The organism is Gilvimarinus agarilyticus (assembly GCF_000832015.1).
Lineage (GTDB): Bacteria > Pseudomonadota > Gammaproteobacteria > Pseudomonadales > Cellvibrionaceae > Gilvimarinus > Gilvimarinus agarilyticus.
Genome location: NZ_JXCJ01000001.1, coordinates 188046 through 205838 on the forward strand (window position 1 = coordinate 188046; position 17793 = coordinate 205838).

General features: G+C 55.9%; 15 protein-coding genes. 5 read left to right on the forward strand and 10 right to left on the reverse strand.

Going from position 1 to position 17793, the window contains the following annotated elements; all coding sequences use genetic code 11:
• Nucleotides 1-127 precede the first annotated feature (127 nt).
• The 3 genes from SD69_RS00840 to SD69_RS17915 form a co-directional block, all read right to left on the reverse strand.
• Nucleotides 128-1831: a hypothetical protein gene (locus SD69_RS00840; RefSeq protein WP_041521693.1), complete on the reverse strand. Its 1704-nt coding sequence runs from the start codon at nucleotides 1829-1831 to the stop codon at nucleotides 128-130.
• Nucleotides 1832-2248: 417 nt separating this feature from the next.
• On the reverse strand, nucleotides 2249-3739 hold the full coding sequence (locus tag SD69_RS00845) for a tryptophan halogenase family protein (RefSeq protein ID WP_041521694.1): 1491 nt from the start codon (nucleotides 3737-3739) through the stop codon (nucleotides 2249-2251).
• Between the two features lie 3 nt (nucleotides 3740-3742).
• The gene (locus tag SD69_RS17915) at nucleotides 3743-4684 is read right to left on the reverse strand and encodes a LysR family transcriptional regulator (RefSeq protein ID WP_198144036.1); all 942 of its coding nucleotides are present in this window, start codon (nucleotides 4682-4684) and stop codon (nucleotides 3743-3745) included.
• A gap of 241 nt (nucleotides 4685-4925) precedes the next feature.
• Between SD69_RS17915 and SD69_RS00855 the strand changes: the two genes are divergently transcribed.
• Complete coding sequence (locus tag SD69_RS00855) at nucleotides 4926-6008, forward strand: sulfite exporter TauE/SafE family protein (protein WP_041521695.1); 1083 nt, start codon at nucleotides 4926-4928, stop codon at nucleotides 6006-6008.
• Nucleotides 6009-6077: 69 nt separating this feature from the next.
• On the opposite strand, the gene arsB is transcribed toward SD69_RS00855, so the two are convergent.
• The 4 genes from arsB to SD69_RS00875 all read right to left on the reverse strand — a co-directional run bounded on the left by arsB (nucleotide 6078) and on the right by SD69_RS00875 (nucleotide 8678).
• Complete coding sequence (arsB, locus tag SD69_RS00860; protein WP_041521696.1) at nucleotides 6078-7088, reverse strand: ACR3 family arsenite efflux transporter; 1011 nt, start codon at nucleotides 7086-7088, stop codon at nucleotides 6078-6080.
• Between the two features lie 9 nt (nucleotides 7089-7097).
• The gene (gene arsH / locus SD69_RS00865) at nucleotides 7098-7805 is read right to left on the reverse strand and encodes an arsenical resistance protein ArsH (protein WP_198144037.1); all 708 of its coding nucleotides are present in this window, start codon (nucleotides 7803-7805) and stop codon (nucleotides 7098-7100) included.
• Nucleotides 7802-8281, reverse strand: coding sequence for an arsenate reductase ArsC (locus tag SD69_RS00870; protein ID WP_041521697.1), 480 nt, complete (start codon nucleotides 8279-8281; stop codon nucleotides 7802-7804). Before SD69_RS00870 ends, arsH begins: the two co-directional genes overlap by 4 nt.
• A 61-nt stretch (nucleotides 8282-8342) precedes the next feature.
• Nucleotides 8343-8678 (reverse strand): metalloregulator ArsR/SmtB family transcription factor, encoded by a 336-nt coding sequence (locus SD69_RS00875; protein WP_041521698.1) that lies wholly within the window; start codon nucleotides 8676-8678, stop codon nucleotides 8343-8345.
• 153 nt (nucleotides 8679-8831) lie between these two features.
• On the opposite strand from SD69_RS00875, the gene SD69_RS00880 reads away from it, so the two are divergent.
• Complete coding sequence (locus tag SD69_RS00880; protein WP_041521699.1) at nucleotides 8832-9218, forward strand: SpoIIAA family protein; 387 nt, start codon at nucleotides 8832-8834, stop codon at nucleotides 9216-9218.
• Between the two features lie 14 nt (nucleotides 9219-9232).
• On the opposite strand, the gene SD69_RS00885 is transcribed toward SD69_RS00880, so the two are convergent.
• The gene (locus SD69_RS00885; RefSeq protein ID WP_041521700.1) at nucleotides 9233-9913 is read right to left on the reverse strand and encodes a DUF922 domain-containing protein; all 681 of its coding nucleotides are present in this window, start codon (nucleotides 9911-9913) and stop codon (nucleotides 9233-9235) included.
• Nucleotides 9914-10065: 152 nt separating this feature from the next.
• Here SD69_RS00885 and SD69_RS00890 point away from each other — a divergent pair, with 152 nt between their 5' ends.
• From SD69_RS00890 to serA, 3 genes are all read left to right on the forward strand, one after another.
• Nucleotides 10066-12396: a methyl-accepting chemotaxis protein gene (locus SD69_RS00890; RefSeq protein WP_041521701.1), complete on the forward strand. Its 2331-nt coding sequence runs from the start codon at nucleotides 10066-10068 to the stop codon at nucleotides 12394-12396.
• A gap of 53 nt (nucleotides 12397-12449) precedes the next feature.
• On the forward strand, nucleotides 12450-13178 hold the full coding sequence (tsaA, locus tag SD69_RS00895) for a tRNA (N6-threonylcarbamoyladenosine(37)-N6)-methyltransferase TrmO (RefSeq protein ID WP_041521702.1): 729 nt from the start codon (nucleotides 12450-12452) through the stop codon (nucleotides 13176-13178).
• A 154-nt stretch (nucleotides 13179-13332) separates the two neighbouring features.
• Nucleotides 13333-14562: a phosphoglycerate dehydrogenase gene (gene serA, locus SD69_RS00900; protein WP_041521703.1), complete on the forward strand. Its 1230-nt coding sequence runs from the start codon at nucleotides 13333-13335 to the stop codon at nucleotides 14560-14562.
• Nucleotides 14563-14611: 49 nt separating this feature from the next.
• Here serA and SD69_RS00905 read toward each other — a convergent pair whose 3' ends face one another.
• Complete coding sequence (locus SD69_RS00905; RefSeq protein ID WP_041521704.1) at nucleotides 14612-16444, reverse strand: hypothetical protein; 1833 nt, start codon at nucleotides 16442-16444, stop codon at nucleotides 14612-14614.
• Between the two features lie 78 nt (nucleotides 16445-16522).
• Entirely contained in the window at nucleotides 16523-17752 is a 1230-nt protein-coding gene (locus SD69_RS00910; RefSeq protein ID WP_084591445.1) for a TonB family protein, read from the reverse strand.
• Nucleotides 17753-17793: the final 41 nt, after the last annotated feature.

Here is a 17793-nt window from a genome sequence, read left to right on the forward strand (position 1 = left end):
CGGTCTGGGATACCCACCCGGCAATCAATCAACTGGATAGACGGGTGGTGTGAGGACCAAAAAGTCCGGGGGTTTATCGCAAAAGGCGCCCCGGAAGGCGCCTTGCAACACAGCTGACGCAGGTGGATTAGTTATCCAGGCCTACTGCCCAGCCGGCAACCCAGTCATTGTCGGCACTTACGGCACCGATGAAGTCAACCGCTTCGAAGAAGCTGCTGCTACCGGCAGAGCCTAACGCTGGAGCGGCGTTAGCTTCGAAGGTGTTTTGCAGCATGGTCACATCGTAAACCGGAACGTTCAAAGCGTTAGCGTTGCCGTCGGTCATGTTAGCGGCGGTGATGTAAGCACGTGGGTTGCTATCCAAACCTTCGATCACCATGGCAGGCAATGCACCGGTGGTGGCTTCGTCCAGGATTACGTTATCGGTGTTCTCACCAGAAACGATCCAGGAGTTAATATCGAAAGCGCCGTTGGCAGGATCAACACCCGCTTTAGTTGCTTCGGTACAAGCGATCACAGTGCTCTTAACAACTGACAAACCGCTAGTCGCTGCGAAGATAGTTTGTGGGCCTTCAGAGTCGTCCAGCTCAAAACACTCGTTAGAGGCCATGCCAGAAGCGTTAGAGGTTACGATCGAGTTGTACAACTCAAAGTGTGCACCCTCGCGGAACAGAACACCTTCAGCAGCACCTTTAGGCGTTGGGTTTTCACCTTCGTTTTCAGCAACGTTTGAAGTAACACACGTCATATTTGAAACACGACCTTTGGTGAACGGGGCGATGTCATCTGCACGACCACCACCGGTGTTGTCGGCTTCGATACAGCGGTTTGAACCAGAGGTTTGGGTAACCAGAGCAAACTGAATGTTGCCAACCCATCCTTCTGAGTAGTCGATAGAGTCGTCACCAACGTTAACGGCAACAACGTTTTTCAGATCAACCGCGCCACCAAACATTTCAAAACCATCATCTTGTGTGGTGTAAGTTTGGGTGTACTCGATAGTGGTGCCAGAACCTACACCGTTCAAAGTCAAACCGTTCAACTCAGAGCCGTCAACAACCTCAAAGCCTGCGTGCTTGATAACAACGTAACGCAAGGTGCCGCTGCTTTCTTCGTTGTTGTTACCGCCGTAGTTAGTAGGACGACCTTCGGCTTGTGCGTTACAGCTGTGCACGTTGTTGGCAGTCGCTTGACGCTGCTCGTCAGTACACTTGTTGGTAATACCGTTACCGTTAATCTGTACACCACCCCACAGACCGCGATCAGACTCGGTCGCAGCGCCGTCACGCAGATCTTGTACGGCAGAGAAGATGATCGGCGCATCGGCCGTACCTTCAGCAAAAATAGTAGAGCCACGAGCTACACGAACGTAGTCAGCAGAGGAAGAGAACGCAATTAGCGATCCGGCTTCGATGCTCAGAGATGGACCTTCGCCCTCTTGCGGGATGCGGGTACCGTTAGCAGCCTCGGTTGCGTCAACATCTTCACCTACCCACAGGCTGTCTTCGAAGATATGCAAACCACCATCCAAAGAAGGGATGTTTAAATCGACAGTCAGGGGGTTGGATTCACTTACGAAAGAAGAGCCGTAAGAGCAGTTGTCGCCATCGAAGCTGCCCTGAAAGGTCTGACCATCTTGCTCATAAGAAGCACATGGGTTGTCATCACCACCGCTGCCACCACCAGTATTGTCGTTGTTGTTGGTAGTGTTGTTGGTTACGTTGTTAGAATCGACAACAGTGTTAGACGGATTCAGTTCGATGTCACCGCCACCACAACCAACTAACACAGCGGCCAAAACGTTTACGCTTACCAGAGTCTTGATCTTCATAAATTCCAACGCTCCCCAAAGGATTGTTTGTCAAAAGTGTGTCTGACGCTAACCCCTGTTAGCGCCGGATAAATTCTTAGCTCGTTCCATAAATCAGGACGGACATGACTGACTGAAAAGGCACAACAAATCTGTGGCAGGCCAAATCCGAGCTCAGTGCTCATGTGGCGCCTATACTTGACGAGTTTTATGAAACTTGCGTGACAGGAATGTGAAGGTTTTGTTTCAGCGGAACTTTTTGAAATAAGACGACACGGGGATACTTGGCGTGCACGTATGCGACTACTAACATAGCGCGATCATTAGTGACTTTGAGACAATCATCAAGGGATCTGATGGAGGTAAGTTCGTGCGGGTGAGGTGGCTGACTTCAGGCGCAAGCCCTGCGCGGCAAGTTCAAAAAGCAACCACATACACCTACACAGATACGTCATCTACCGCCGTTGCGCTCGCAACCAGCGCTCTTATCGCGTGGCGGTGTGTACTTAACGCGTCGAGCAACCGTGGCTCCGCAATATCATCTACCCGAGGGTGATACTGGCGAGGCCTGATCCCCATACCTTCAAAGATCGAGTACCAGCTAGTCGCGCGAAACAAATCGTCTACCCCGGCGCGTAGCACGCCCTGCGCTTTAAACAAGGCAATACGCTGCGCCAACGATTCAGGGAGCGCTTTACTGGCGCAGTCGCGCCAAAAGGGGGAGTCTCGCCGCTGGCTCGTACAGTAATGCAGCAGTACAAAATCTCGTATTTCTTCGAAGTCGGCCTGCATGCGTCGGTTGTACTCCGAGCTTAACACCGGATCACAATCGGCCGTCGGGAAATACCGTAAAAAATATTCAATGCCGCGTGCGATCAGGTGGATCGAGGTTGACTCTAGTGGCTCAATAAATCCTGCGGCCAGGCCCACGCTCAGACAATTATGCTGCCAAAACACCCGACGATGGCCAGGCTTAAACACGATAAACTGCGGATCGGTAATGCGCTTGGCGTCCAAGTGGCGAAACAACACGGATTTTGCGTCGGCGTCAGAGCTGTGACGACTCGAGTAAACGTGACCGAAGCCGGTGCTATTTTTTAACGGGATGCGCCACAGCCAGCCCATTTTTGAGGCTGACGCTTCGGTAAATGGTTTATAGGGCCGCACAGCCTCTGTTTTGACCGACACCGACCGATCACACGGCAAGATTGCCGACCAGTCCCGATAGCCTACCCCCAATTCGCCCTCGATGAGTCGCGCCGCAAAACCGGTACAATCGATAAAGAAATCGCCGCTTACGGCTATTCCATTGTCGAGCTGCACAGCCTTGATGTGGCCGTTATCTTGGCGCGAAGCACTGACGACTTTGCCCTCTATGCGCTCGACACCGCGCTCACAGGCATAGCGACGAAAGTATTGGGCGCTCATTGTCGCATCCATATGCAGTGCGTAGCTTGCACCTATCCCTCCGCCTGTTGCGGGCGAATAAAAGCGCCCGGCCTCGGCCAGCGCCGCGCAGGGGGAATGTGCCATCAAGGCAGACGAGTCCCCCAGCTGATTGGCTCGCAACCAGCACTGGTAAAAATCATGTTGATCTAAACTCTGGCCCAACGCACCAAACGGATGAAAATACTCGTGATTGGAGGCGCCCCAATGGCGAAACCGAATACCCAGCTTATAGCAACCATCGGTCTGCTCAATAAATGCTTTTTCGTTAATGCCGAGCTTGCGTAATAAACCCAAAAAAGGCGGGATGGTGGATTCGCCCACACCGATAACCCCGAGCTCAGCCGACTCAATGAGCGTTATCCGGCATGCATCCCGTGGCAAGTGCGCGGAAAGCATCGCCGCCGTCAACCACCCGGCGGTGCCACCGCCAACGATGACAAGACGCCGGATTGGCTTGCTATTGACTGGGTTAGCCTGCATAGATCACCAACAGTTGTTATCGACAAATAGTGCCTCGCTGGCACTGTGAACCTGAGGCCAACTGGCGCGAGCGCACAGGTTTACAACCTCTTTGGCGAGCGCATCGATGTCTTGCGGCCGAGCAAAACTGCTGCGCCACATCAACGAGTTCTGACGGGTAAACTCCTCACCGAAAGTGCGCGCCACTAACCCGTCGGCAGCCAAACGTTCGGCATTGGCTAACGAACGCGGGATTACCGATACCCCTCCTGCGACACTGATGTGCTGCAACAGTGTGTGCACACCAAGCTGCGACTCGGTAACACGGTTAACCGATTCCAACAAAGCTGCACAGCCATCAATAATATCTTGCCGTAACGCCCCGCCCGGCAACCACAGGTTCTCATTCGTCAAAGCCGCTAACGGTAGGCTGGCAAACTGCGCCAGCGGATCGTGTTGTCGTAACACGGCCACCAATGGCTCTTCAGACACGGCGCGGGCCGTCACGCCACTGATGGTTTGATGGGACGCCACGAGTACCTCTAAGTCCCCCGCCAGCAACTGCTGAGTTAGCTGACTGAGCGCCCCCTCGGTAAACGCTAACGCGGCGGTACTCGCTTTGTACTTTAACGCCGATGCGAGCTGGGGCAGATAGTAAGCCGCGTAACTCTCGCAGATACCTATGCGCAACGGCTGTGACAGCGGTGTAACCGCGCCTTTGGCTAAACGGTCGATGGTATTGCTATGCTCAAGCGCACTGCGCGCTTTGGCTACGACTTTCTCGCCCGCTGGAGTAAGGCGAACCCCTTTGCTGTCGCGCTCAAAAAGCACCAACTCAAGCTCGAGCTCCAGTGCCCGCACCGCCATGCTAAGGGCGCTTTGACTCACACAGCACTTACGCGCCGCGCGCCCAAAGTGTCGCTCGTCGGCCAACGTCACAATGTATTTAAGCTGGGTTAATGTCATAGGGGTTCGTGTTGGTCTCAACCATATCAACAGGCCGCTAAAAACTCGATAGCGAAAACTGATCGCCATTATATTGTGCCCTTGACGGTAAATCACGTAAAACACAGAGACCTGCGACCGCCCGCTAAGAATAATCACCCAGATAAGCGGTGACGCAGTGTTTACCTGCACAACAACAAGCCCGGCGGCGCAGCGAACGCCCCTAACAAACAACGAGCTACTCTTAACAATAAGGCGCAATATGACACTTTCTCCTCCCCCCAAGCGTTACCTGTGGGTTTGGTTTCTTTGGCTGGCACTGTTCTATCTCACGTGGCTGTGGCTACTGCAAGCCGACGGTGCCTGGCTTGCGGCCGTGGCTCATTGGCCCATGGCATTGGCCATGGCCGTCGGCAGCTACGCCGCCGGGTCCACCCCGATGGGCGGGGGCACCGTGGGGTTCCCGGTATTGGTTCTGCTGTTTGACATGCCCGCCACGCTGGGGCGCGATTTTAGCTTTGCCGTGCAATCCATCGGCATGGTCAGTGCCGCCATTTTTATTATCGCCCGCCGCCAGCCGCTGGCCTGGGCGATGCTAAAAGGCGCAATTCTGGGCGGTATTATTGGTACGCCAATTGGGATTATCTTTTTTGCGCCACTGATTCCCGAACTATGGATTAAAGTAACCTTCGCCGTACTTTGGGGCAGCTTTGGTGTCTTACACCTGTACCGCATTAACGAGATCTCGGGCAATATCGGTATGACCGAGTTTGACGAGCGCTGGGATCTTCGTGTCGGCTTTAGCTTGGGCTTGATCGCCAGTTTATTTGCCGTATCCGTCACCGGTGTCGGTATCGACATGATGCTTTACGCCGCACTGGTGCTGCTATGCCGCGCCGATTTAAAAATTGCCATCCCCACGTCGGTCGTGATCATGGCGCTGGCCTCAGTTTATGGTGTGGTTATTAAAAGCGTTACCCATAGCTGGCAGCCAGGCGTTTACGAGAACTGGCTAGCCGCAGCACCGGTGGTAGCATTAGGTGCGCCATTGGGGGTATTTATCGTCGACAAGCTTGGGCGCAAACCGATCTTACTGGTGGTTGCCGCCTTGTGTGTGGGGCAATTTATTTGGACTTGTACCGCCGAAAGCGACGCGCTGGGGCTAGGCGGTATTGCGCTGTCTATTGTAGCCCTGTGCTTTTGTTTGTGGGTGTTTGAAAAACTCCGCAGCTGGGGCTTGGTGCTGGTCAGCAACGCGCAACAAAAACAAACAGAGAAAGTAGGCGTAAACTCTTCATCAACCTCCGAGACAGCCCATAGTAGTCAGCCTGATTTACCGCATTAACCGAACGGTTATCAGGCCGAGCACTGCGCAACCAACGGTAAAAAGCTCCGTTGGTTKCCAGAAGTAAACTTAAAACCAGTGGCGTGTGCGATTGGCGATGGCCACCAGCGACAACATCACCGGCACCTCGACCAACACCCCCACCACCGTGGCGAGCGCTGCGCCCGAATGTAACCCAAACAGCGAGATGGCTACCGCCACCGCCAACTCAAAAAAGTTAGAGGTAGCAATCATACAGGCGGGGGCGGCGATGTCGTGACTCAAGCGCCAGCGCTTGGCCCACCAATACGCCAGGGCAAAAATGCCGTAGGTTTGAATCAATAGCGGAATGGCAATCATCACAATAGCCATTGGTTGCGCCAGAATGCGCGGCGCCTGAAAACCAAACAGTAAAACCACCGTGGCAATTAAACCCAAAATCGACAGTGGCTTGACCCGGAGCAAAAACTGCTCGAGCCCGGCGGCGTTTTGCTTAAAAATAACGTAGCGAGTAATGATACCCGCCAGCAGCGGCAGCAATACATACAGCACCACAGAGGCCAGCAGCGTTTGCCAGGGCACCTCGATGTCGGTCACCCCCAACAGCAAACCAGCAATGGGCGCAAAGGCCACCACCATAATCAGGTCGTTAACCGACACCTGTACCAAGGTGTAATTGGCGTTCCCCCGGGTCAGCTGACTCCAGATAAACACCATGGCGGTACAGGGCGCCACGCCTAATAAGATCATGCCGGCGATGTACTCTTCAGCCGTGGCCGGATCTACCCACGGGGCAAAAATGTATTTAAAAAACAGCACCCCCAGAGCGGCCATGGTAAAAGGCTTAATCGCCCAGTTGATTAACAGCGTGAGCGCGAGCCCCCGAGGGTTAGCCCCCACCTGCTTAATTGAGGCAAAATCCACCTGCGCCATCATTGGGTAAATCATCAGCCAAATCAGCACGGCCACGGGTATGTTTACCCCGGCCCACTCCCAGCCTGCCACCTGGGCAAACACATCGGGCATGACACTGCCAAGAGCAACACCTGCAACAATCGCCAGTCCCACCCACAACGATAACCACCGCTCAAACGCACCCATAACAAGCTCCTAAATGTTTTTTTGATTGACCCGGGCGCTTAACTCAGCCGCCGACTCTACCCGCTCGGAATAGCGGTCGACTAAGTACGACTCCCGCCCCTGTACCAAATAAGTAAACTTCATCAACTCTTCAACCACGTCGACAATACGTTGATAGTAAGACGAAGGCTTCATGCGGCCGTCCTCGTCGAACTCTAAAAAAGCTTTGGCCACCGATGACTGATTGGGGATGGTCAACATGCGCATCCAGCGGCCCAGCACGCGCAACTGATTGACCGCATTAAACGACTGCGAGCCCCCACACACCTGCATCACCGCCAAGGTTTTACCCTGGGTGGGGCGCACCGCGCCAATACTGAGCGGAATCCAATCGATTTGCGCTTTCATAATGCCACTCATAGAACCGTGCCGCTCGGGTGAACACCACACCATGCCATCGCACCAACTGGCCAGCTCGCGCAGCTCGACCACCTTGGGGTGATCGGCCTCGGCGCCATCGGGCAGCGGTAAGCCCGCCGGGTTAAAAATACGCGTTTCGGCGCCGTAGGCCTTGAGCAAGCGCTCGGCCTCCTCGACCACCAAGCGGCTGTAAGAGCGCTCGCGCAACGAGCCGTAGAGCAATAAAATCTTGGGCGCTCGCGCATCCGGGTTACCCAAACGAACCGCCTCGATAGCGGCAAACGCCTCTGGGTCAATATTGGGTAAATCACTCATCATGCCGGCACCTGCTCCGCCACGCGGTTAGCCAGGCTCTGCAACTCGTCAGGCGACATGGACTCCAGCGGCTCGGCCAGCATCTTTTCAACTCGCTTGCTAATCAGTTGGTAGACATTATCAAAAGCGGTGGCCACGGCAACCGGGCCGCCCTCGGTGTGTGAAGGGTCAGGCAAGCCCCAGTGGGCTTTGGCGGTATCGCCCATCCACAGCGGGCACGACTCGCCCGCCGCGCGATCACACACGGTAATCACCAAGTCTGGCGCAAAGCTCTCAAACTCGTCCATGCCCTGGCTGCTCAGCCCATCGGTGGCGACTCCTTTGCCCCGTAAAAAATTAAGCGTAAGCGGGTGAATACGCCCGGCAGGCGCGCTGCCAGCGCTGGCGCTTTGAATTCGGCCGTTACCTAAATCGCGGGCGACAACCTCTGCCAGCACACTGCGGCAGGCGTTGTGGGTACAGACAAACAAGATCTTCATAGTAATACCTCAAGATATACGGAATTTCATATATATACACGCAAAAAAATACGCTCGCCCGCTAGCCACAGCAGGAGGGACGATCGACCATCTTGTGGAGCCGGGCCAGCGGCTCGCGCAGCCACAACTCATTGCCGGCCAGCGTCTCGGCCAGCACCTTGCTGGCCCAGCCGGGCAAAGAGCCCGCCAAACGGTAAAATACCCATTGGCCGCGTTTACTGCTTTGCAGCAGGGCGCACTCACGCAGTTGAGCCAGATGACGGGAGACTTTTGGCTGGCTTAGCTCCGTGGCGGTGGTTAGCTCGCAAACACACAGCTCGCCCTGCCGCTGTATTAACAGCAGGCACTGCAGCCGGGTGGGCTCGGCCAAACACTTATAAAAGCTGACAGGATCCATAGAGGGCCTCAGTTGATTAACTCTTACAATACATATGATTTTTCATATATACAAGGGTGAATGAGCCAACGGGGCTCACAATCATGGCGATACTGGGTTACGCTAAGCTCTGGCACAGCTACTTTATGTTTTTGACCCAAAGGGACACACCCAATGAAACGACACGGACTGCACATTGGCATTGAGCGCATCGACAACGACTTTTTTCTGTCGCTGACCGTCGCTGGCAAGCTTACCCACGAAGACTACCAAAAAATCACTCCGCTGCTGGATAACGCCCTAGAGGGACTCGACGACCCAAACCTGCTGGCGTTTGTGGATATCCGCGAATTTGAAGGCTGGGAACTGCGCGCCGCCTGGGATGATTTTAAGCTCGGCGCCAAGCACCATAGAGCCTTTAAACGCGTTGCCATAGTCGGCGATCAACGCTGGGCCGACGTTGCGGCTAAAGTAGGCAGCTGGTTTATTGCCGGCGAGATGGAAGACTTTGACGAGCCCGGCGACGCGCTGCAATGGCTGCGTCGCCCCCTAAAAACCTAAACTGAGCGCTGCGGCTACTCGGCCACAGCCGAGCTGGCCGATTGAGCCTCGTCCGCTTGCGGCCCAGCCAGGCTCACACCTTGCTCGGCGCCGTAGCGAGTCTGCTCATCAAACGCCAACTCTTTGTCGCGATGCTCTTGCTCGATTTGGCTAGCCATCGCCTCGGCCTGTTGCCGCGCCGTGTCGCAATCCGGCGCGGGCTCCATATAGGTTAAGCGCACGTCAATTTTGTTGGCGGCCTGAATGGCCACAATATAATGGCCTATCTGGTGGCGCTGCAGCGCCTCGGCGTAGCGATTAAACTCGGCCTGTAATTCTGCCGGTGCATCGTAGCCCAGCTCGGGCAAATAAATCAGCGCGTCCAAATTAATATTGATATCACTGATCGCGCAACGGCCATCTTCCGTTTGCTCCGTGGCAAAGCGCCAATCTAATCGCCAGCGAGTTTCGCCGTGCAGCTTGCGACCATCGCGCTCAATGGGTGTGGCGGCATCCAGCTGCTCCTTAAGAGGCAGAGCTTTACCGGATTCCTCTAACTCGTAGTAGATGTAATCAATAATTTCACTGACTTCTGCCTGTGCCAACGGGCTAATGCACAGACATCCGACCGCAATAAATCGAGCCCACACAGACATTACACGCCCCAGCTTAGCGCCTGGATTAACACCGCACGTACCACTTAAAAACAACGCCATTTTTTTGGTCTTTCTCCGCAAAAAATTCAAAAATTTCGGGGCGCGCCAAAGCCCTGACGGCACACCCTATTAATAACAAAATAAGCGCCACACGGTAACAAAAATGTCACGCCGTAAACTTATTTTGTGCCCTCAATCACTGGAGGCACACTGTGAAAATTTCTACCCGGCTTACCCTTGGCGCGATTGCACTGACCGCCGTTGCAGTTATCGGCTCGGCCGGCACCACCGGCTGGCTGGCCTTAAAGGAATCGAGCAGCGCCATTGAAACCAGTTTAAAAAATCAATTCCACGCTATCGCCCGCGGCCGCGCCGCCGCCATTGATGCCAAGCTCGATAGCTACCGCGATTTACTGAGCTCTCTCGCGCACGGCCGCATGACCCAAGACGCCGTGTACGGTTTTGTCCGTCCTTTTGACTCTTACCGCTACGAAGTAGGCATCACCGATAAAGACGCGATAACCGCCGGACTAAGCACGTGGTACCAGCAACAGTATTTACCTCATACACGCCGGACACAATATGGGTTTGAGCCCGCCGTCGATGAGTGGCTACCAGCCATGAGCTTTGAGGCCCAGCTGCTGCAACACTATTATTTACAAACCAACCCCGGCTGGCCCGATGAACTGGCGACAATGGAGGATCGCTCGGACGCCACCATTTATGGACAACAACATCGTAAATATCACTCAAGTTTTCGCGATATCGTTAAGCGTTTTGGCTTTAGCGATTTAATGCTACTCGACAGCGCCCGGCAGCGGGTAATTTACTCGGTCAATAAAGGGCCGGAGCTTGGCACCTCACTGCAGCGCGGCCCCTTTAAAAACTCGCAACTGGCCGCACTTGCGCAGACGCTTAAACAGCACCCGCAGCAGTTGGCGGTTTCCGGTTTTGAACACGCCGCCTTTAACGGCAGTGAACAAGTATTTTATCTCGGCGTGAGCGTCTACCACCAAGCCCACAGCCCCAATCGCGCCACGGGTTATTTAATTGCCGAAGTCCCGGCCCGGCAGTTGAGCGACTTACTCAGCAACCAGCGCCAGTGGCGGGAAATGGGCCTGGGCGAAAGTGGCGATGTCTATTTAGTCGGGCCAGAGGGCACCTTAATTACCGATTTACGGCCCCCGACCACCGGGGCCGATACACTGCTTAGGCAATTGGCTGATACCGGATTATTGCGCCAGCCCACCCGCGCCCGCGCCTCGGGCAGCGCCGCCGGCTGGCTGACACTCGAGAGCCAGGCGGTACAACAAGCGCTGCAGGGGCAGGCGGGCGTCGGCCTTACCGAGGATTACCTCGGCCGCGAAGTCTACAGCGCCTGGCAACCCGTCACCATTGGCAACGAGCGTTATGGGCTGATTGTGCAGCAGTCGCCCGCCGAGGTATTCGCGGCGCTGGGCCACCTGCGCTCTCAGGTGGTCATCAGCATCGCGGTGGCCGCCATTGTGCTCATTGCCCTGGCGATGATTGCGGCGGTGGCTTACGCCCGCTATTTAGCCCGACCGCTTGCCCGGCTAGCACAAGAAATCGAGGCGAGCGCCACGCAACGCAACCTGACAGCGCAATTTGCCAGCCACCGCAGCGACGAGGTAGGCGATATTGGCCGCAGCCTTAATACGTTATTTAGTACTCTGCGCGCAACCTTTGCCAGCGTGATTGACGCCACCGAACAATCGGCCAGCACCGCCGGCAGCAACGCCGCCATCAGTGCAAGTTGCCGCAGCGACGCCATTAACCAGCGGCGCGAAATGAATAGTGTCGATAGCGCGTTAACACAAGTGCAGGGCGCACTTGAAACTATGAGCCAAGAGCTTGGTAGTAGCGCCACGGAGGTACAGCAGGCCAGTAAAGTCGCCCATGAGGGCAAGCAACAAATGGTAGAGGTCGCCGCCCAGATCGAGCGTCTACAGCAGCAAATCGCACTGTCCGATAACAGCATGCAAGCCCTTACCCACGCCGCCGACGACATTGTCGCGGTGGTAGACACCATTAAAGGCGTCGCCGAGCAAACCAACCTGCTGGCCTTAAACGCCGCCATTGAAGCCGCCCGCGCCGGCGAGCACGGCCGCGGTTTTGCCGTGGTAGCCGATGAAGTGCGCCGGCTATCCGCCAACACCCATGACGCCACTGGCGAAATCCAGCAGCTGATTGATCGCCTGCGTGACACCGTGGGCTCTACCGCCGCCGGGCTTGCCGCCGAGCAATCGGGCGCGATATTGTGCGTCGAATCCTCCCAAGCGGCGGAGCAATCACTGGCCACTATCGAGCACACCGTGGCGCGGCTTGAAACCGTGATTGCCAGTGCCGCCAGCCGCTCTGAACAAGAGTGCCAACGGGCCCAACAGATGCGCGACACGCTGGCCGGAGCGTTGGCGATGGTCGAGCACGCCGATGCCTCGATTGCCCGGCTTGCCGAAAGCGCCAACGACCAAAGCACGCTGGCGCACCAGACACTCGACTCCACCCGCCAGCTCAACCTGTAAGGCAACGCGCAATCGGGTAAACTGGCGGCTTTGTTGGCCACCAGTGAACCTCCATGATCGAGTTTGACCCCATTGCGGTTGTCCGCTCCTGCTTTACCGATAAATTCGGTATCCCCCGGCAAAGCGGCCTGGTGCCCGCCGCCCGGGCGACACTGGAGTTTCACCCGCCTTACAACAATGCTCAGGCGTTTGTCGGGCTGGAGGGCTGCTCCCACCTGTGGCTGCAATTTGTGTTTCACGCCAACCGCGCCAATGGGTTTCGGCCCCGGGTGCGCCCGCCTCGCCTGGGCGGCAATAAAAGTCTTGGGGTATTTGCCACTCGCTCGCCCGTGCGCCCCAACCCCATTGGCCTATCGGTTGTAGCGCTGGAGGAGGTTGTCATCACCGGGGGCACTGCCGCGCTTATTGTCAGCGGCCACGATTTGTTGGATGGCACTCCCATACTGGACGTCAAACCCTACGTGCCTTACACCGATGCGCTAACCCATGCGGTTAACCCGGTTGCGCCCGCGCCTCCGCCAACCTTGCCAGTACGCTTTAGCCCCCGCGCCGCCGAGCAGTGCCAGATGCACAGCTCGCGCACGGGCTGTGACTTAACCGCGCTACTTACCCAGCTGCTGGCACAAGATCCCCGACCTCAGTACCAAACACCCGACCCCAGCCGGCGCTATGCCATGAACTTATTCGATGTAGACGTCGCCTGGCACTATTGGCAGCAAGGGGGCGACTACGGGATTGAGGTCGTAAGTATTGATGTGGCAAAGGATAAGAATGACCCGTAACTGGTGTAGCGTAGCCCGGTGACAGGCAAACAAATCCACGTTCAGCCGCCTGCCGAACTATGCTATCATTCGCGGCTCTGACGGCGGCGCCGGCCAGAATAACCTACCCCCACCTTTCATTCTCTGACAACGCGCGAGTTGAGGTCTTTGTTTTATGGGCAAAAAGTCACTGGATAAGAGCAAAATTAAGTTCTTACTGCTGGAGGGCGTGCACCAGTCCGCCGTCGAAACACTGCATGCGGCAGGCTACGAAAACATCGAATACCTGAAAACCGCCCTGTCAGAAGACGACCTGATCGAGAAGATCAGCGACGCTCACTTTGTTGGCCTGCGCTCGCGCACTCAGCTAACCCGCCGCGTGTTTGAGAACGCGCCTAAACTGATCGCAGCCGGTTGCTTTTGCATCGGCACCAATCAGGTCGATTTGCAGGCCGCACAAGAACACGGTGTAGCGGTATTTAACGCGCCCTACTCCAACACCCGCTCGGTGGCCGAGCTGGTGATTGCCGAAGCCATTCTGATGATGCGTGGCATCCCTGAGAAAAACATCGTTTGTCATCGTGGCGGCTGGCTAAAATCCGCGGCCGGCTCTTACGAGATTCGCGGCAAAACGCTAGGCCTGATCGGTTACGGCTCGATTGGCAGCCAGACCAGTGTGCTGGCCGAGTCGATGGGCATGAAAGTGAAGTTTTACGATGTCGTCGCCAAACTGCCCCTGGGTAACGCCTCGCAGGTGCGCTCGCTCGACGAGCTGCTGCAAACCGCGGATGTGATCAGCTTGCACGTACCCGAGACCGGCTCGACCAAAAACATGATTGGCGAACGCGAGCTGGGCCTGATGAAAAAAGGCGCCTACTTAATTAACGCCTCGCGCGGCACCGTTGTCGATATCGACGCGCTGGCTACGGCGGTAAAAAACAAACACATCGCCGGTGCGGCGATTGATGTATTCCCGGTAGAGCCTAAAGGCAACGACGACGAGTTTGTCAGCCCGTTGCGCGGGCTGGATAACGTGATTCTTACACCGCACATCGGTGGCTCGACCCAAGAGGCGCAGGAGAACATCGGTGTAGAAGTGGCCGAAAAGCTGGTGCGCTACTCGGATAACGGCACCACGATTACCTCGGTTAACTTCCCCGAGGTGGCGCTGCCCGAGCACCCGGACGCTCACCGCCTGCTGCACGTACACGCCAACGTACCAGGCGTACTGTCGGCGATTAACAAAGTGTTCTCAGATAACGACATTAATATCTCGTCGCAGTACCTGCAAACCAACGATAAAGTGGGTTATGTGGTATTGGATGTGCACTCGCCCTACAGCGAAACCGCGTTAGAGCAACTGCGTAATATCGAAGGCACCATTCGCTGCCGCGTATTGTTTTAACACCAACACGGCGCTGGTAAACATTTACCAGCGCCGTGATTACACCGCACTATTGTTTCTCTAAAGCTTCCAGCGCGTTCGACAACCGGGTAAATTCGTTGTCGATCACCGAGCCCGCCTCGTGCAACAACGCAAACCGCTGCTGCGCCTCGGCGAGCACATTGCTAAACACCTCACGCATTTCATCGTTCGTATCCAGCCCCAGTAGTAGCTCATCCAGCTCGGTTAACAACGAGGCCGAAATCCGTTTTACCTCTTCGGTTTGATAGGCGTATTGAATATCGATATTAGTGATACCGGCGCGAATTTTTTGCTCTAACGTCAGCACTTGCTGATGATGCGCTTGCAGCTGCTCGCGCGTACCTTGCTGCGCCAACTGCAGCACTATTAATGAGTGCATCACATCCAGCAAACAAATCAACTCCTGAAAATCGATATCCGCCAACGCGACTTCGGGTACAAATACCTGCAAACACGGCCGGGAAAAAAACAACCCTTCAGCGTTGTGCTCTTGTACGCTCACCTCGGCAATATCCAGCAGCCGCTGCCGCTGAGTTGTGTTATCAAGGTTGGCCGAGCCACCAAACGCGGTCTCTTGCGCAAAAGAGACGACGGCCAAATAGGGTAAATTTAACTGCACCAGGGTATCGGCCAATAGGGCAATGACCTCATCGGGGTTGTGCTTATCGGGTACAGCCAAGGCAAATGCCAGCAGAGTTTCAGCCAGGGTATTGTCGGGCAACACGGGGGCGGCTGACGATGGCGTATCAGACGACTCAGGCGCCTGCTCCAGCAGGCCCTGTAAGTAAGCCACTTCACTCTCAAGGGTGGCAATACAGCCTTCGCATTCATGCAGCATACGTTCTAGCGCTTCCGTCTGGCCTTTTTTATCGTGCTCGTCGTGCTCTAAAGAGTGCTGCAGCTCACTTAGCTCACGGTGCAAACTAGCAATGGTGTTACGCTGGCGGTGGTTATTGCTACGCAGGCTATCGATTACCGTGAGCTTATCCAGCTCGGCGTCGTGGTGCAGGGATTTGTGCAGTTGCTCTAACGTCTGATCGACATCCTCTACACCCTCTTGCAGTGCATCGACCTGCTGATGCACACCGTCGCGCTCGCGATACAGCTCGCCGTGGGTATCGCTGTTGATATGGCTGTGCATCTCACCCACCACCTGGCGCTGTTCGGCGTTGGCTCGGCTTAGCCGTAGGGCTTTGTCGTCTGCCTGGTCGCGCGCTTGCGCCTCGTCTGCTGCGTCGTCTTTGGCCCTGTCGGCCAGCAGCGCCCGATATTTTTGATAATACTGCCGCAGTTTTTTTAGCTCTTCATCATAGCGCTGGTTTTGCCCGCGCAACTCGGCGTTGTCCTGTTCGACATGTTGCAGGGTTTTCATGCGCTCGCGCAGCAGTGATACTTTATCGGGCTCGTGGGCCTCAATCGCACCGGTGCTGCTTGCGATGTCACTAACCACTTTAGCGAGGGCTTTCTCTAATACCTGCCAGCGCTCGTGCTCGGTGTGTTGTTGCTCGGCCTGGCGCTCGGCCTGCAGGTAGTGATAGCGGATCGAGGCAATGCGCGCACTAAACGGATCGTCGGCGGCATAATCACCCAAACTTTTTTCACTAAAATTTTGGTAGCGGGTAAGGGCTTCAGCCTCAAGCGCGGGCCAATCGATGCGCTTAACAGGTTCGGCACGATCGGCACCCTCTGGGGGAGGATTGTTATGCTCATCGGATTGGTGCTTTAAACTGGCATACGCGCTCAGCAGCCGCCGGTAACGCTGGCGAACCCGCCATAGCATCAGCCCCAGGAAAACCGCTGCCAGCAACACAGCGGCGAGGAGCTGCGCCAATATAAGCACTAGCGTGCCGCTATTAGCCATAAAGCACTCAGAAGTTATTATTGGTTCTGAGAGTATAGCCCTACCGCCGGCCTACGTCATAGTTCAGTCGGTAAGAGGCTAGGAACGCTCCAGCATAAAGGTGATAGGAAACACAAACTCAAAATGCTCGGCCGTCAAATCATCGGGAATCGCCGGGTAAGGAGCGGCTTTATCAATGGCGCGGCGCACAGCGTCGTCCAACTGCTTAAAACCCGACTCCAGCAGCGGCTGTACTTCCAGCACTTCACCGGCTCGGTCGATTACCACCGCCATACGGACACTGCCGGTTTGCTCTAACTTCATAGCGCGGCGAGGGTACTTAATCTCGGCGTGGGTTAGCGTAACCAGCTGGGCGGTGTAATCTTGCAGCATGCCGAGAGATTCGGCCGAAAAGTCTGGCAGGTCTTCCTCGGGCTCGGGCGCCGGGGCACTAGCCACCGGGGCGGGCGACGGCTCGCTGGCGACACTCGAACGGGCTTCGGCCAATGGCGACACCTGTGCTGTTGTCGACTGCTCTACACTGGCCGGCAATTGCGCCTCGGCAGCCACCGGTGCCACGAGCGTTGGCATCTCCAGCTTAGGCTGAGGCACGAATACCGCCGCAACCACGGGCACCGCAGGCTCGCTGGCCACCGACGCGCTCGATTCAGCGGCTGACGACACCTGGGCGAGTGAAGCCACTGACGCCGATTCAGGCGAAGGGTTTTGCCACTGCTCGACCAAACTTAAACGCTCGGGAGACGGGCTAATTTGATCGAATCGCGCCACATCGGCGGCAGCGGAGCCTCCCAGCAGGGCGCTTTTAAATTCCCGGCTTGGCGGTACCGAACCGATCCAGGTAACCAATAACAGGTTAAAGAAACTCGCATCGTCAACACTGACTAATCGCTCACGATTTAAGTAGACATTGGCGCCGCTGCCATCCGTGCGCTCGCTGATGGCAAGAATATCCCCGCGCCGCAAGCTGCCTTTAAACGCGTTAAAAAAGCTCGCTAACGATTCACCACTGGCGCGCTGGGCAGCGGCTGAGTTATTGATGGCAATACTTTGCAAAAACATTCGCGAAAGCTTGCCGGCGGTCATGGATTCCGCGACGAAGCGCAGCTCCATTTGCCGCGACCCGCGCAGCTCGACGGCCTGTTGAGCATTGCTTACCGGCTCGGGCAAATACAACCCCGCCAGAAACAGCTCTCGCTGCAACTCGATGTAAGGGGCAACACCATCTGGGGCGGCCATTGCCCGTTGCACTGGCAATAACATCATGAATATCGCAACCATCGCACTACAGCAAAATACCGTGCGTTTCATACCTTTCCCTATTGTCGGCTGGTAAAGTAAATGGCGTCCGC

What these genes read in the sequence shown, in the direction of transcription:
- SD69_RS00840 (WP_041521693.1), bottom strand. Translation starts at nt 1,831, where the DNA reads ATGAAGATCAAGACTCTGGTAAGCGTAAACGTTTTGGCCGCTGTGTTA.
- SD69_RS00845 (WP_041521694.1), bottom strand. Translation starts at nt 3,739, where the DNA reads ATGCAGGCTAACCCAGTCAATAGCAAGCCAATCCGGCGTCTTGTCATC.
- SD69_RS17915 (WP_198144036.1), bottom strand. Translation starts at nt 4,684, where the DNA reads ATGACATTAACCCAGCTTAAATACATTGTGACGTTGGCCGACGAGCGA.
- SD69_RS00855 (WP_041521695.1), top strand. Translation starts at nt 4,926, where the DNA reads ATGACACTTTCTCCTCCCCCCAAGCGTTACCTGTGGGTTTGGTTTCTT.
- arsB (WP_041521696.1), bottom strand. Translation starts at nt 7,088, where the DNA reads ATGGGTGCGTTTGAGCGGTGGTTATCGTTGTGGGTGGGACTGGCGATT.
- arsH (WP_198144037.1), bottom strand. Translation starts at nt 7,805, where the DNA reads ATGATGAGTGATTTACCCAATATTGACCCAGAGGCGTTTGCCGCTATC.
- SD69_RS00870 (WP_041521697.1), bottom strand. Translation starts at nt 8,281, where the DNA reads ATGAAGATCTTGTTTGTCTGTACCCACAACGCCTGCCGCAGTGTGCTG.
- SD69_RS00875 (WP_041521698.1), bottom strand. Translation starts at nt 8,678, where the DNA reads ATGGATCCTGTCAGCTTTTATAAGTGTTTGGCCGAGCCCACCCGGCTG.
- SD69_RS00880 (WP_041521699.1), top strand. Translation starts at nt 8,832, where the DNA reads ATGAAACGACACGGACTGCACATTGGCATTGAGCGCATCGACAACGAC.
- SD69_RS00885 (WP_041521700.1), bottom strand. Translation starts at nt 9,913, where the DNA reads ATGGCGTTGTTTTTAAGTGGTACGTGCGGTGTTAATCCAGGCGCTAAG.
- tsaA (WP_041521702.1), top strand. Translation starts at nt 12,450, where the DNA reads ATGATCGAGTTTGACCCCATTGCGGTTGTCCGCTCCTGCTTTACCGAT.
- serA (WP_041521703.1), top strand. Translation starts at nt 13,333, where the DNA reads ATGGGCAAAAAGTCACTGGATAAGAGCAAAATTAAGTTCTTACTGCTG.
- SD69_RS00905 (WP_041521704.1), bottom strand. Translation starts at nt 16,444, where the DNA reads ATGGCTAATAGCGGCACGCTAGTGCTTATATTGGCGCAGCTCCTCGCC.
- SD69_RS00910 (WP_084591445.1), bottom strand. Translation starts at nt 17,752, where the DNA reads ATGAAACGCACGGTATTTTGCTGTAGTGCGATGGTTGCGATATTCATG.